12 protein-coding genes, 1 tRNA gene and 1 pseudogene are annotated in these 14,207 nt (G+C 65.2%); 3 read left to right on the forward strand and 11 right to left on the reverse strand.

Going from position 1 to position 14,207, the window contains the following annotated elements:
- The 11 genes and pseudogenes from L0B83_RS18520 to L0B83_RS18570 all read right to left on the reverse strand — a co-directional run.
- A pseudogene (locus tag L0B83_RS18520) lies at nt 1-596 on the reverse strand (HNH endonuclease); the annotation flags it as partial.
- Nucleotides 597-1,213: 617 nt separating this feature from the next.
- Nucleotides 1,214-1,287 (reverse strand) — tRNA-Pro (locus L0B83_RS18525).
- A gap of 127 nt (nt 1,288-1,414) precedes the next feature.
- Nucleotides 1,415-2,965, reverse strand: a complete 1,551-nt coding sequence (gene der / locus L0B83_RS18530; protein WP_234760047.1) for a ribosome biogenesis GTPase Der — start codon at nt 2,963-2,965, stop codon at nt 1,415-1,417.
- Between the two features lie 10 nt (nt 2,966-2,975).
- Nucleotides 2,976-3,671, reverse strand: coding sequence for a lysophospholipid acyltransferase family protein (locus L0B83_RS18535; RefSeq protein ID WP_234760076.1), 696 nt, complete (start codon nt 3,669-3,671; stop codon nt 2,976-2,978).
- Between the two features lie 28 nt (nt 3,672-3,699).
- The gene (gene cmk / locus L0B83_RS18540) at nt 3,700-4,413 is read right to left on the reverse strand and encodes a (d)CMP kinase (RefSeq protein WP_234760048.1); all 714 of its coding nucleotides are present in this window, start codon (nt 4,411-4,413) and stop codon (nt 3,700-3,702) included.
- A complete protein-coding gene (locus tag L0B83_RS18545; protein ID WP_234760049.1) occupies nt 4,413-5,519 on the reverse strand; it encodes a prephenate dehydrogenase in 1,107 nt (368 codons plus the stop codon). Before L0B83_RS18545 ends, cmk begins: the two co-directional genes overlap by 1 nt.
- A 2-nt stretch (nt 5,520-5,521) precedes the next feature.
- Nucleotides 5,522-6,775, reverse strand: coding sequence for a pseudouridine synthase (locus tag L0B83_RS18550; RefSeq protein WP_234760050.1), 1,254 nt, complete (start codon nt 6,773-6,775; stop codon nt 5,522-5,524).
- Between the two features lie 130 nt (nt 6,776-6,905).
- On the reverse strand, nt 6,906-7,583 hold the full coding sequence (scpB, locus tag L0B83_RS18555; RefSeq protein WP_234760051.1) for an SMC-Scp complex subunit ScpB: 678 nt from the start codon (nt 7,581-7,583) through the stop codon (nt 6,906-6,908).
- Complete coding sequence (locus L0B83_RS18560; protein ID WP_234760052.1) at nt 7,580-8,413, reverse strand: segregation and condensation protein A; 834 nt, start codon at nt 8,411-8,413, stop codon at nt 7,580-7,582. Before L0B83_RS18560 ends, scpB begins: the two co-directional genes overlap by 4 nt.
- Nucleotides 8,414-8,418: 5 nt before the next feature.
- Nucleotides 8,419-9,318: a ParA family protein gene (locus L0B83_RS18565; protein ID WP_234760077.1), complete on the reverse strand. Its 900-nt coding sequence runs from the start codon at nt 9,316-9,318 to the stop codon at nt 8,419-8,421.
- Nucleotides 9,319-9,575: 257 nt separating this feature from the next.
- Nucleotides 9,576-10,901 (reverse strand): cation:dicarboxylate symporter family transporter, encoded by a 1,326-nt coding sequence (locus L0B83_RS18570; protein ID WP_234760053.1) that lies wholly within the window; start codon nt 10,899-10,901, stop codon nt 9,576-9,578.
- Nucleotides 10,902-11,087: 186 nt separating this feature from the next.
- On the opposite strand from L0B83_RS18570, the gene L0B83_RS18575 reads away from it, so the two are divergent.
- The 3 genes from L0B83_RS18575 (at nt 11,088) to L0B83_RS18585 (ending at nt 14,206) form a co-directional block, all read left to right on the forward strand.
- Entirely contained in the window at nt 11,088-12,719 is a 1,632-nt protein-coding gene (locus L0B83_RS18575) for a sensor histidine kinase (RefSeq protein WP_234760054.1), read from the forward strand.
- On the forward strand, nt 12,716-13,429 hold the full coding sequence (locus L0B83_RS18580) for a response regulator (protein WP_234760055.1): 714 nt from the start codon (nt 12,716-12,718) through the stop codon (nt 13,427-13,429). The genes L0B83_RS18575 and L0B83_RS18580 overlap by 4 nt, the downstream gene beginning before the upstream one ends.
- Nucleotides 13,430-13,564: 135 nt before the next feature.
- Nucleotides 13,565-14,206 (forward strand): GntR family transcriptional regulator, encoded by a 642-nt coding sequence (locus L0B83_RS18585; protein ID WP_234760056.1) that lies wholly within the window; start codon nt 13,565-13,567, stop codon nt 14,204-14,206.
- The last annotated feature ends 1 nt before the right edge of the window (nt 14,207 follow it).

The following is a 14,207-nucleotide window of genomic DNA, read 5'->3' on the forward strand; positions in this document are numbered from 1 at the left end:
CGGTACGCCGCGGCCCGGGCCGCGGCGGTGATGGTCCTGTCTCCGGCGCCGTCAAAGGTTCCGGTGTCGGCGCCGAGTTCCTCATCGACCGCGCACCGGTCTTCGGCGGGCAGGCAGGCTGTTTCCTTCACGAGCAAGGTCGCCCGCCACTCATTCAACCGTCCGGCATGCAGGGCGGCGAGGGTGCGAGGCATCTCCGTGACCAGGGCTTTCGCCAGGCCGAGCAGCCGGGACCCGCGGGACGGGGATTCCCGCCGCGCCAAAGCGACCTACGCCGCCACACCCCTGCCACGACCCTCTGCCGGAACACCCGCCGCCGCGTCTGCCCTGCGCTGGGCCGTATCGAACGCCACCGCGATCCTCGCCTGCGCGGCCGCGGCAGCGGACTTCAAATCCTCCAAAGCACGCAACTGGCTGATCAATTCAGCACTGTCCGAGCCCGGCCTGAATGAAGCAACGGCGCGCGTCAGATCCTCGAATTCGGCGCCCGTCACTACAGCACCCGGGACAGCAGCACCCAAGACAGCAGCATCCAGGACAGCGCAGCCCGAAAGCGCGCCCGTCCCGATCCGCTCGGTTCCCTGAATGCCGTCCATAAGGAAACTCTCCCAAGAGGCACTGACAAAATAAGCCCGAAGAACCCGCCCCACGAAACAAACCGTAGGACTTTTTCCACAACCACCAGAGTTGCCTTCCAGCTTGGAAAGACTGCGGTGCTGGCTTACCCCGGCAAGGTGCCCGACCTTCAACCGGTCGCCAGAACCTCCTTTTCCTGCCGGCCGACCCACCGACACACCCACAGGCTCCGACTGCCACCCTGTCGATAGCCAACAAGGAGGGGGCGAAGGACACCGGCGTCTGGGGTCTTCGACCTCCGGGGATCTGAGCCGACGAACCCAAGGTCGGCACGCGCCGTCCTGACCTTCATTGGTTTGGGAAATCGCCTATGACACGGAAAGGTACGTCATTTCAACGCTCCGGCCCTTCAAACAAGGTCAGTTCGGCGCGTTAGGCTCGGCGATCCGCGCACACCGTCGGATTCTGCTGAATCATCCTTCTCGAAGAAAGTTCCAGGCCCCGAGATTCCGCGGATCCGGATTTTATCCAGTCGAATGATTGAGCAGAATCCGCCCCGGAGCGGCGGGGCCACGCCTTAAACGCAAAAGCCGCGGGAACTCTTAAGTTCCCGCGGCTTTGCTTCCATACCTTGCGGTCGGGCTGACAGGATTTGAACCTGCGACCCCTTGACCCCCAGTCAAGTGCGCTACCAAGCTGCGCTACAGCCCGTCAGTCCTGCCGTTCTCCGCCTAGATTCTCACCTAAGCAGTCCGGCCGAACCACCTCAAAAAGCTTACACGATGTTCGAGGTTCCCAATGCCACCTTGATGGGTGTCATCTGTGAGGCGCGTCTCAATCAGCGCTTCTTGCCACGCTTTTCACGGACGCGCATGCTGACCTCGATGGGCGTGCCGTCGAAGCCGAAGGTTTCGCGCAGCCGGCGGGTGATGAACCGGCGGTATCCGGGGTCCAGGAAGCCCGTGGTGAAGAGCACGAACTTCGGCGGACGGCTGGATGCCTGGGTGCCGAACAGGATGCGGGGCTGCTTGCCGCCGCGGACCGGGTGCGGGTGGGCGGCCACGAGCTCGCCCAGGAACGCGTTGAGGCGACCCGTGGGGATGCGCTTGTCCCAGCTTTCCAGAGCGAGGTCGAGTGCGGGCACCAGGCGGTCCTTGTGCCAGCCGGTCTTGGCGGAGATGTTGACGCGGGGAGCCCATTCAACGTGTGCCAGGTCCTGCTCGATTTCACGTTCGAGGTAGCGGCGGCGTTCGTCGTCGAGCAGGTCCCACTTGTTGAACGCGAGGACCAGCGCACGGCCCGACTCGATGGCGAGTTGCAGGATGCGGACGTCCTGCTCGCTGAGCACCTCGTCGACGGCCAGGAGCACGACGGCGACCTCCGCCTTTTCGAGGGCGGCCTGCGTACGCAGGGAGGCGTAGAAGTCCGCACCCTGCGCCATGTGCTGGCGGCGGCGGATACCTGCGGTGTCGACGAAGCGCCACGTGCGGCCGCCCAGTTCGATGAACTCATCCACCGGGTCGCGGGTGGTTCCTGCGAGGGTGTCGACGACGACCCGCTCGGAGCCGGCCAGCTTGTTCAGCAAGGAGGACTTGCCGACGTTCGGACGGCCGATGAGGGCAATACGGCGCGGACCGCCTGAGCGCTCGACGCCCTCCACCGTGGAGAACTCGGGCAGCGTGTCCATGACGTGGTCGAGGAGGTCCGCGACGCCGCGACCGTGCAGGGCGGACACCGGGTACGGTTCGCCGAAGCCAAGGCCCCAGAGCGCGGCCGAGTCGGCTTCCTGCGCAAAGTCGTCGACTTTGTTGGCGACCATGATGACCGGCTTCTTGGACTTGCGCAGCATCTTCATGACGCCCTCGTCCGTGGCCGTGGCGCCGACGGCGGAATCCACCACGAAGAGCACGGCGTCAGCCAGTTCCACCGCCATTTCGGCCTGCTCGGCGACGCGGGCGTGGATTCCCCTGGCGTCATGCTCCCAGCCACCGGTGTCCACCAACGTGAAGTTGCGGCCGTTCCAGTGGGCCGAATACATCACACGGTCACGGGTCACGCCGGGCGTGTCCTCGACGACGGCCTCGCGGCGGCCGAGGATACGGTTCACGAGGGTGGACTTGCCGACGTTGGGTCGGCCAATGATGGCCAGGACCGGGTCCAGCTTGAGGGGACCTTCCTCGCCTTCGTCGTCGTAGAGCCCGCTCAGCAGGGCGGCGTCGTCCTCGTCGAGTTCGTAGTCTTCCAGGCCCGCCCGGAGGGAGGCTGCCCGGAGCTCGGCTTCGTCGTCGTCCAGGGCGGCGAGGTTCTCAGCCACCTGGTCGGTGCCGGTGGGCGTGTATTCGTCGTCGCCGGCTCCAATGTTGCCGGATTTGTGAGTCGTATCGCTCATTGCACTTTCCTTAGTGGTGATCTGCCGGCGTCCCGGCTACTTCTTCTTGGCGGCGCTGCATTGGCCGTGGGCCGGTGCATGAGTCCCCCGGAAGGGACTGGCCGGTGGATTTGACGGCATCCTGGACGTGTCCGGCCAGCGCAGCGCGGATCTCCGCAGCCGCCCTGTCCATTGAAACACGCCCCGACTCGCCATTCCTGCGGGCCACAATCAAGGGGGCTCCGAAACTGACATGCAGACGTCGGCGCAGCCCCGGAATCGAGTCACGGTGTTCGTCTCCGATCCGCGTTCCCAGGATCGCCACTGGAATTACGGTGGCCCCGGACATCAACGCGAGCCATGCGACGCCGTTGCTGATGTTGCCGGCGGTGCCGCTCCCCCGCGTTCCTTCAGGGAGAATACCGACGCAACGGCCGGCGTCGAGCATGTGCCTGCAGAGTTCGAGTGCCGAGCGGTCTCCAGCCCGGTCGATGGGAATCTGGCCTGAAGCGCGAAGCACCCGTCCAAGGAATCCCGTGAACATCTCTTTCTTGACGAGGATGTGCATAGGCCGTGGAGCCGCGCCGAACATCACAGGTCCGTCGAGGAAGCTGATGTGGTTGCCCGCGAAGATGACCGGACCGGAGCTGGGGACGTTGAAGCGCCCCGTGACCACGGTCCGGTACAGGACGCGGTCCAGCAGCCAGCCGACAGGCCGGCTCCACATCATGGTCCAGCGTGCCGGGAGCCGGGGTTCAGTCACCGTAGATGACCTTGCCCACAATGCTCAGTGCAGTCGCGACCGTTTCTTCGAAGTCCAGCTCCGAGGAATCCAGGGTCACGACGCCATCGGCCGCTTGGGTGAAATTCACCACAGTGGAGTCTTTGGCGTCGCGGTGGATCACTTGGGCCGCGAGTTGCTCCCGGCTCTGCGTCCCGCCCAACTGGAGGCCCCGGCGGCGAAGCCGGGCTTCCTCGCTGGCGGTCAGCAACATGCGGACCTCCGCGTTGGGCGCGACGACGGTGGTGATGTCCCGTCCCTCCACCACCATGCGGCGGTGGTGCTGTTCGATCAGCTGGCGCTGGCGACGGATCAATTCGTTGCGGGCACCGAGGGTGGTTGCGACGGCGCTGACGGACGCAGAGATTCTCGGCTCGCGGATTTCCTCCGTGATGTCCACGCCGGCAACACTGACGTACTCGACGTTGGCGCTGGTGCTGAGTTCCAGCGCCAGATCCTTTGACGCTTGCTCGACGGCGGCACCGTCGGCGAGGTCGGTCCCGGTCTTGAGGCAGTACCAGGTCAAAGCACGGTACATCGCACCCGTGTCCAGGTAGGCGAGCTTCAAGCGCCGTGCGACTTCCTTGCTGACGCTGGACTTGCCGGAACCGGAAGGGCCGTCGATGGCGATAACGAGCGGCTTGCCCGGACGTACTACCGTCTCCGGACCGAAAAGTTCACGTGTCATTACTGGAGTACCCGCCATCCACGGTCGGTCAAGGCTTCAACAAGGAGGTCGTGTTTGTTTGGCATGACGGACAGCTCCACCATGCCGACGTTCTGCCCGGAGGAGTGGTCCAGGCGTAGGTCCTCGACGTTGACGCCGATCTCGCCGATCTCTGTCAACAGCCTGGCGATCTGCCCGGGCCTGTCGTCTACCAGAACTGTAAGCCATGAATAGGCCTGCGGGGGTCCGCCGTGCTTTCCCGGAATCCGGGCCTGCCCGGCGTTGCCCTCGCTGATGAGCTGGGCCAGGTCCAACCGGGCGCCCGGCGCCGTGGGATCCTCCAGGGTACCGATCAGGCGGTTGAGGTCCTCACGGACATCGTGGAGGATATCCACCATCTTGGCGGCATTGTTCCCAAGGATCTGCACCCAAAGGGTGGGATCGCTGGCAGCAATCCTGGTGGTGTCCCGCAGGCCGTTGCCGGCCAAGGACAGCGCGTGGAGCGGTGTTCCCTGGAGGCGGCTCGCGAGCAGCGAAGACATGACCTGGGGCAAATGCGATACCAAGGCAACGGCCTCGTCGTGTTCTTCAGCCGTGAACTGGGAGACTATCGCCCCAAGGTCCCCGGCAAGGGAACGAGCCGTCTGAAGGGCATCCGAGCTGGTTTCCTCGGACGGGCAAAGGACCCAAGGCATGGAGGTGAAGAGCTCCCCGCGGGCAGCGACAGGCCCCGACTTCTCGCGCCCCGCCATCGGGTGCGTCCCGACGTAACGGGACATGTCCACTCCCCGCGAGCGAAGCTCGGCCTGGATGGCCAGCTTGACGCTGGCAATGTCCACCACCGTGGCCTCCGGGTATTCACCCAGGGCACGCTCGACGACGTCGGCCGTCACGTCCGGAGGCGCCGCGACAACCACCAACTGGGGCGGATCCCCGAGCTCGGACAGCGGCCTGCCTGCACCGATGTCGACGGCGACCGTCTGGTTGGTCGGCGAGGGGTCCGAAAGGAACACGGAGACACCCCGGCCACGCAGGCCGAGACCGATGCTCGCCCCGAGCAGGCCGGTGCCGAAAACGACCACCGGACCGTCAAGGTGGCCCCGGCCGTGCGAGTGGAATGCCGACATGCCTACAGTCCTACGGAGGCCAGGAGGTGTCCGACTTCCTGCTTGCCGAGGTTGCGGATGCTGCCCTGGCGCTGGTCGCCCAGGCCGATGGGACCGATCTTGACGCGCACGAGGCGCTGCACGGGGAACCCGACGGCGTCGAACATGCGGCGGACAATACGGTTCTTGCCGGAGTGGAGCACAACCTCGATCAGCACGTGGCCCGGAGTGGAATCCACGAGCCTGAAGGAATCGACGGAAGCGATGCCGTCTTCAAGCTCGACGCCGGCCTTGAGCTGCGCACCGACGCCCTGCGGGAAGGGGCCGCGCACCTGCACCAGGTACGTCTTGGGCACCTCGTAGGAGGGGTGCGTCAAGCGGTTGGCGAGTTCGCCGTCGTTGGTCAGCAGCAGCAGGCCCTCGGTGGCGACGTCGAGACGTCCGACGTGGAAGAGACGCTCGCCCTTGTTCTTGGCGGACTTCAGGAAATCACTGATGCAAGGACGCCCCTCGGGGTCTTCCATCGTGGAGACAACGCCCTTGGGCTTGTTGAACACCATGTAGAGCATGGTGTCGTCGAGCTGGATGCGGATGCCGTCTACGTGGATCACGGCGGTGGCGGGGTCGACGCGCATGCCGAGCTCGGTGGTGACCTGGCCGTTGACCTCCACGCGGCCTTCCTCGATCATTTCCTCGCACACGCGGCGGGAAGCCACGCCCGCCTGGGCCATGACCTTCTGCAGGCGCACGCCGTCGGCGTCGTGCTGCGCGGACTGCGCCACCTCGCCGCGGCGCCCGCGGGGCTTGCGGACCGGGCCAAGGTTCTGGCCAAAGCGCTCACTGCCGAAGGCCCGGGAACCGTACTGCTTTTTGTTGCTCGCCTTGGGCTTCAATGCGCCCGGCGTACCGGGCGCCTTGCCGAATCCGGGCTTGTTGGAGCCCGGCTTGCGGGCGGCTTTGGCCGGCTTTGCGTCTTCACGGCGCCCGTAGCCTCCGGCCGAGGTGGGGTTGTTCGGATCGAACGGGCGCTCTTCACGCGGGCGAGCCGGTTTGAAAGGGCGGTCTCCGCCCTGGGAGAAGCTGCGCTTGCTGCCACCGGAGGCTCCGGCAGCCCGGCCAGCGCCGCCGGCACGGCTTGCGCCACCCCTGCCGGCACCGAAGCTGCTGCCCCCTGTACGGCCGGAGCCGCTGCGGCCTGAATCCTGCGACTCGTTGCGTCCGGAACCGTTTCGTCCCGAACTGTTACGTGGTGAACCCTGGCGTCCCGCCTGTGTCATGACCCGTCCTTTTGCTATGGTGGCCGGCTTGTTCTTTCTCAACATTAGCCAGCCGGACAGAGGATATCTGCCCTGTGTGAACTCTGCCCGCTACTAGCCGGGCGCTTGTAGATCCTTGCCTTTTCCGCGGCTACATGCGTTCGGCGTCGAAGAACTCCTCGATGCCCTCCAGCCCGGGAAGGTGGGGGGACAATTGAGGCAGTTCCGCCACCGAGCCAATGCCCATTCGCTCAAGGAAGTACGAGGTGGTCCGGTAAAGGATGGCCCCCGATTCAGGATCGGTACCCGAGTCCTCGATCAGCCCGCGCTGGACGAGGGTCCTGACGACTGAATCGACATTGACGCCGCGGATGGCCGACACCCTGGCCCTGGAGACCGGCTGCCGGTACGCAATGACCGCCATGGTTTCGAGGGCTGCCTGCGTCAGCCGTGCGGTCTGGCCTTCGAGAACGAACCTGCCCACGACGTCGGCGAAATCCGCGCGTGAGTAGATCCGCCACCCTCCGGCAACGTTCCGCAACTCAAAACCCCGGGGTGCAGCGCTGGTGCGTGCATCGGTGTCCATGTCACCTTGCGAGTCATCAACGTCCGTGCCCGGGGCTTTAACAGTATAGCCGCTGTACTCCTGCCGCAGTTCCTCCAGCAAATCCTCGACGACGGCGACCGTCACGTTGAGCCCCGCGGCGAGCTCTTCGGCGCTGGCCGGCTGGTCGATCACCATCAGCACGGCTTCGAGGGCCGCACGGACCCCACCCGGCAGGGCCTCGAGCGCGGCGAGGCCGTCGCCGCCTGTTTCCTGCTCGCTCACAGCGGTTCCTCTCCTTGGTGGCTCTGCTCGTATTCGTCGCTCATGTTGTCGCTGCTCCAGCCTTCGGGGCGGCCTGTCCAGCGGACAGTCAATTCGGCGAGCGGCCCCGGCTGGTCAAACGCGACCACCCGGTCGCGGAACAGCTCGAGGAGCGCAAGGAAACGGACCACGACAACAAGCGTGGACTCGGCGTCGGCGATCAGGGCCCTGAAGGATTGCGGCTGGCCGTGCTGCAAGCGGTACCCGATGATTTCGGCTTGTTCCTTGACGCTGACGGGCGTTCCGTGAAGGTGGTCGAGCCCGACTTCCTCGGGCGTGCTGTCCTTGGGGGCCAGGGTCTTGGCCGCCAGTGCGGCGAACTGTTCGGGCGTGTGGCGCCACACCAGTTCGGGCAGCATTGCCGCAATGTGCGCTTCCAAAGCCACCTGCCGCGGGAAGCGCCGGGCTTCCGATTCCAGGGTGCCGGACAGGATTGCGGCCACTTGCTTGAAAGCTTTGTACTGCAGGAGCCGGGCGAAAAGAAGGTCCCGGGCTTCCAGCAAGGCAATGTCCTCGGCGTCTTCGACTTCGCCCGCCGGCAGGAGCCTCGCGGCTTTGAGGTCAAGGAGGGTCGCGGCGATGACCAGGAATTCACTGGCTTCGTCAAGGGCCCACTCCTCGCCCAGTTCCTGCAGGCGCCGGATGTATTTGATGAACTCATCCGTGACGGTGGCCAGCGCAACGTCCGTGATGTCCATTTTGTGCTTGGAAATCAGGCCAAGCAGGAGGTCGAAGGGTCCGGTGAAGTTCGCCAGCCGGACTTCAAAGCCGGCCTTGAGCGGCTCTGCCACGCGGGCTAGGGTGCGCCGCCGCGCGAAATCAGTTCCTTCGCCAGGCGGCGGTAGGCATCGGCACCGACGTGGTTTCCTGCGTAGCTGGTGATCGGTTCCGCGGCGACGGTGGCGTCGGCGAACTTGATGGAACGCTTGATGACGGTTTCGAAGACCTTGTCCCCGAACGCCTCCACGAGCCTGGAAATGACTTCGCGGCTGTGCAAGGTGCGCGCGTCGTACATCGTGGCGAGCACGCCGTCCACCTGCAGGCGCGGGTTCAAGCGGTCCTGGACCTTTTCGATCGTTTCGACGAGCAGTGCCACCGCGCGAAGGGCGAAGAATTCGCAGATCAGCGGGATGATGACGCCGTGCGCCGCAGTCAGTGCATTGACCGTCAGGAGGCCCAAGGACGGCTGGCAGTCGATGAGCACCACGTCGTAGTCGTCCTCGACGCTTTTGAGGGCGCGGTCCAGCACTTGCTCGCGGGCTACCTCGTTGACGAGCTGGACTTCGGCGGCGGAAAGGTCGATGTTGGCCGGGAGGAGGTCGATGCCTTCGACGCCGGTCTTCTGGATGGCGTCGCGGATGTCCACTTTGCGGTCCATCAGGACGTTGTACACAGTGAGATCGAGTTCGTGCGGGTTGGCGCCCAGCCCTGCCGAAAGGGCCCCCTGCGGATCGAAGTCGACGAGCAGGACGCGCCGGCCGAATTCCGCGAGCGCAGCCGCGAGGTTGATGGTTGAGGTGGTCTTGCCCACGCCACCCTTCTGGTTGACCATGGCAATGACCCGTGCCGGGCCGTGCGAGGCCAGCGGCGCGGGTTCGGGGAAGTCGCGGTGCGGGCGGCCCGTGGGCCCCATGACGGCGTCTTCCAGATCGAAATCCGTGCCCTCCAGCGTAGTTGCTCCCCGTTCGCTGCTCACGTATTTATCCACTCTCTCCACGGCGGTCATTTCCTGCGCGGCTGTCTCCAGCACCTGCACTGCTCCCCATCAAGGCTACAGCGCCCGACACGGCATTTTGCGGAACTTGACATTGCCCGCAATTTGAGCCTTTACCTTCTAGCTGAGGTAGAAGGTTTGGCCTGCGCGTCGAAATACGCGCGATAAGACCAGGCAAGGCAGGTCCCCTGACGGGTTCCTGCCTTGCCTGGATGGACGCGTCCAAAAAATGCGCCGGACTAGGCGGCCACTGCCTCTTTCGCCGCGGGTTCAGCCTGGTGGCTGATCATGGTCAGCTCGTCGAACGGAGCCGCACCGGACAGGACGTCGCTGACCTGGTTGCGGTCGATTTCCTTGACCCAGGTACCGATCAGCACGGTGGCCACGGCGTTGCCCGTGAAGTTGGTCAGGGCGCGGGCTTCCGACATGAAACGGTCGATGCCGACGATGATGCCGACCCCGCCCAACAGTTCGGGCCGGTGTGCCTGCAGGCCCGCGGCGAGGGTGGCCAGGCCGGCACCGGAAACGCCGGCTGCTCCCTTGGACGCAATGATCATGAAGACAAGCAGCGATACCTGGGCGCCGAGGTCCAGCGGGATACCCATGGCATTGGCGACGAAGAGCGAGGCCATGGTCAGGTAGATCGCAGTTCCATCCAGGTTGAAGGAGTAGCCGGTGGGTACCGTGACGCCGACAACCGGCTTGGACACGCCGAGGTGCTCCATCTTGGCGATGAGCCTGGGCAGGGCCGCCTCGGAGGACGAGGTGGAGAAGATGAGCAGGTATTCGCGGGCCAGGTACTTCATCAGCTGGAAGATGTTGACGCCGGCAACGGCCCGCAGCAAGGTGCCGAGCACCACGACGATGAACAGCGCGCAGGTGATGTAGAACGCGACCATCAGGGTGAACATGCTCAGGATGGCCTTCACGCCGGTGGCACCGACCACGGCGGAAATGGCGCCGAATGCACCAACGGGGGCGAGCCACATGATCATGATGAGGATGCGGAAGACAAGGGCCTGCCCGTGCTGGATGGCGCGCAGGATCGGCTGGCCCTGCGCGCCCATGCGCTGCAGCGCGAAACCAACAAGGATGGCCACCAAGAGCGTCGGCAGCACGGGAACGTCGCCGGGGATGATGCCCAGCAGGAAGTCAGCGGTGCTGTTCGAGGAAGCTGGCGCATTCGGGTTGTACGGGATCAGCTTCAGGCCTTCGCCCGGGTGGATGACGTTCCCGACCACGAGGCCGATGGCGAGCGCGAAGGTGGACATCACGAGGAAGTAGATGAGTGCGAGCCCGCCGACCTTGCCGACAGTGGCAGCCTTGGCGATCGATCCGATCCCCAGGACAATGGTGCAGAAGATCACCGGGGCGATCATCATCTTGATGAGCTTGATGAAGCCGTCACCCAAGGGCTTGAGCGACTTGCCGACTTCCGGGAAAAGCAAACCGACGACCGCGCCCAGCACGACTGCGGCGATCACGGCGATGTAGAGGTAATGCGACTTATCCAGCCCCTTGCGCCCGGCCTTCGCGGGTGCAATCTCTCCTCTTTGAGAGGTCATGGCTCTGCTCCTTATAGGTACTCTAAAAAGCGCCGTGGTCCCTGCAAGATGTCCCTGCGCCGCTTTGCTGTGATACCAATCATTAGGCGCCGCGTGACATGTATCACTGTTGCGTTCATATTGGTCACAGGGGGCCTGCGAAGGGAGTCCGCGATCCGACACTGGAGCATTGCGCGCAGGCTCTTTATGGCGAACCTGCTGTTCGTCCTGGCGCTCACCGCCATCGTGGGCACGGCGGCCTTCCTCGACGCCAGGGACCGGGCCTACAACGACGCCGGCCAGCGCATGCAGGCAGTGGCCGCGGCAATTGCAGCCAATCCACTCGTGCTCCAGGCAGCCGGCACACCGGATCCGTCCGCTACCCTGCAGCCTTATGCCAAGGTGGTGACGGCGAATGCCCATGCCGATTTCATCACCATCATGGCTCCGGACCGGACACGCTGGACCCATCCGAATCCCGACGAAATCGGCAAACCCTACATCGGCACCATCGATCCAGCCCTCCGCGGCCAGACTTTCACTGAAGTTACCGCCGGCACTTTGGGCCCGTCCGTGCGAACCATCGTTCCCGTCGAGGACTCCTCCGGCAAGGTCCGGGCCCTCGTGGCGGCGGGTGTCACGGTGCGGACAGTGGACGTCGCCGTGACAGCGCGGCTCGCGGCGATCATCGGCATCTCCCTGGTCATGCTCGCGGGCGGTTCCCTGGCCTCATGGCTATTGGGCCGGTACCTGAGCTCGGTCACCAGGGGCTGGGGACCGGAGCAATTGGCCCAATTGTTCGCATATTACGAGTCGGTCCTGCATTCGGTCCGCGAAGGCGTGGTCCTGATCGACACCGGCGGGAGGGTGGTCATGTACAACGACCAGGCCGCGGACCTGCTGGGGCTGGAACCGTCCGACGCCGATCCCGCCGCGGGAGCCGCCCCGCGCCTTTCCGATCTGCCCTTGGATCCGAGCCTCCACGGGCTCTTCGAGTCCGGCCGAACGGCGCACGACGAAATCCACCTCACAGGCTCGCGCATCCTGGTGGTGAACCAAGCGCCCGCAGTGGGGCCGCCCGGAATGAGGGGCCGGCAGCGGCCAGCCGTGTTCGGGACCGTGGCGACGCTCCGGGACAGGACGGAAATCGAGTCCCTGGGCAGTGAACTCGAAACCATGAAGACCCTGTCCGACGCTTTGCGCGCCCAGACGCATGAACACGCCAACCGGCTACACACCATCGTCTCCCTCATGGAGCTCGGGCGCACCACTGATGCCTTGGACTTCGCCACCAAGGACCTTGAACTGAGCCAGCAGTTGACCGACCACCTCGTCGCATCGGTGGACGAACCCGTTTTGAGTGCCCTGATCATGGGAAAGTCGGCCGAGGCGCACGAACGCGGAGCGGAGCTGACGGTCACGGTGACCGGCGGGGACGGCCTCCAGGGCCTGGCCGTGCAGGACCTTGTGACCATTCTGGGAAACCTGCTGGACAACGCCCTCGACGCGGCTGCCGCCGCTCCCCCGCCGCGCAAAGTTGAACTGGGCATCGACTCCGGCCCTGGTGGAATCACCTTCACGGTGGCCGATTCCGGCCACGGCATCGATCCGGGCATCGTGAAGGATATCTGGCAATACGGGTACAGCACCAAGGCGACCGGCATCGGACAGGCCGGGCAGGCCGGAGCCCCTTCCCGCGGCGTGGGCCTGGCCTTGGTGCGGCACGCGGTGCAGCGGCTTGGCGGTACGCTGTCCATCAGCGACTCCGCGAGCGCCTTGGGCGGCGCGTTCTTCCGCGTAGTGCTCCCTGCACCGGACTCCAGGAAAGAAGCCGAATGACCGACATCCGCGTTCTCGTTGTCGAGGACGAACCCATCGCCGCCGACGCCCACGGCGTTTACGTCGGCCGGATCGACGGCTTCACCGTCGCGGGAACGGCGCCGGACGGACAATCCGCCCTGAGGCTGCTCAACGATTTCGCGCTAGCCGGACAACCGGTTGACCTGGTCCTGCTGGACATGAACCTGCCGGATCTCCACGGTCTGGACGTTGCCCGCCGAATGCGCGCTTCGGGATTCCTTGCGGACATCATCGCGATCACCGCCGTCCGGGAAGTCAACATTGTCCGGAGCGCGGTGTCGATCGGCGTGGTGCAGTACCTCATCAAGCCGTTCACGTTCGCCACCTTCGCGGACAAACTTGCCAGCTACCGAGCCTTCCGCGAACAACTCGCCGCACCGGCGTCGGGCGCCCGGGCCGCGGGTGCCTCGCAAAGCGATGTGGACCAGGCGTTTGCCAGCCTCCGCGCACCCACCGAGGTCCCGCTGCCCAAGGGCCTCTCCGCCCACAGCCTGGAGTCCGTCAAAGACCTCCTGGCCAGCCTTGGCCGGGCGGTGTCCGCAAGCGAGGCAACAGTCGCCCTGGGCATGTCCCGGGTCACCGCACGCCGCTATCTTGAGTACCTTGCAGACGCCGGAATGGTCACGCGGACTGCCCGTTACGGAACTCCGGGACGCCCCGAGAACGAGTACCGCTGGAACCGGAGCTAACGCCCGCGATTCGTGATTTATGTATACACAGGTCGATCCGTCGAATGCCGTGAACTGCGTTTTTCTCCGCGAAAGCTGTGATTGCTCGCCCTTCGTGTATACACTGTGGATTATCCGCTCAATGAAGGAGGGTCGATGCGTGCCAGCGACAAAGCCTATGCCGCCCTGCGCGAAGACATCATTGAGTGGCGCCTGGCCCCGGGAACAGTTCTCGCGGAAGTCGAACAATCCGAGCGCCTAGGCGTGTCCCGGACACCCGTCCGTGAGGCGCTGGGCCGGCTCACCGCAGAGGGCCTGACGACGGCGACAGGCGGCCGCGGCGTCGTCGTCACCGACATCTCCCTCGACGACATCGACGAACTGTTCGAGCTGCGCGAAACCCTTGAAGGCAAAGCTGCCGCCCTGGCCGCGGCGCGCGGCGATCGCCTGGTGTTCGAGCGGCTCCATGCAGAGCTCCTCCGTGCACCGGAGATGCTCAACGACAGCGATCCCGCACGGCACGACTACTACGCCCTGGTGGGACGGCTCGACGACGCAATCGACGAAGCCATCTCCAATTCCTACCTGGCGCAGGCCATGCGCAGCCTGCGCGTACACCTCGTGCGGGTCCGCCGCCTCGCGGCCGACGACGCCGAACGGCTCCAAGCCGCCGCGGCAGAGCATGCCGCGATCGCCGAAGCGATCGCGTCAGGCAACCCCAGGCTCGCCGAAGCCGCCACCACCGTCCATCTGCACCGCAGTCTTTCCCACGTCAAAGCCACCCACACGCCTCACTAAA

Origin of the sequence: Arthrobacter alkaliphilus, assembly GCF_021483235.1 — a bacterium.
Lineage (GTDB): Bacteria > Actinomycetota > Actinomycetes > Actinomycetales > Micrococcaceae > Arthrobacter > Arthrobacter alkaliphilus.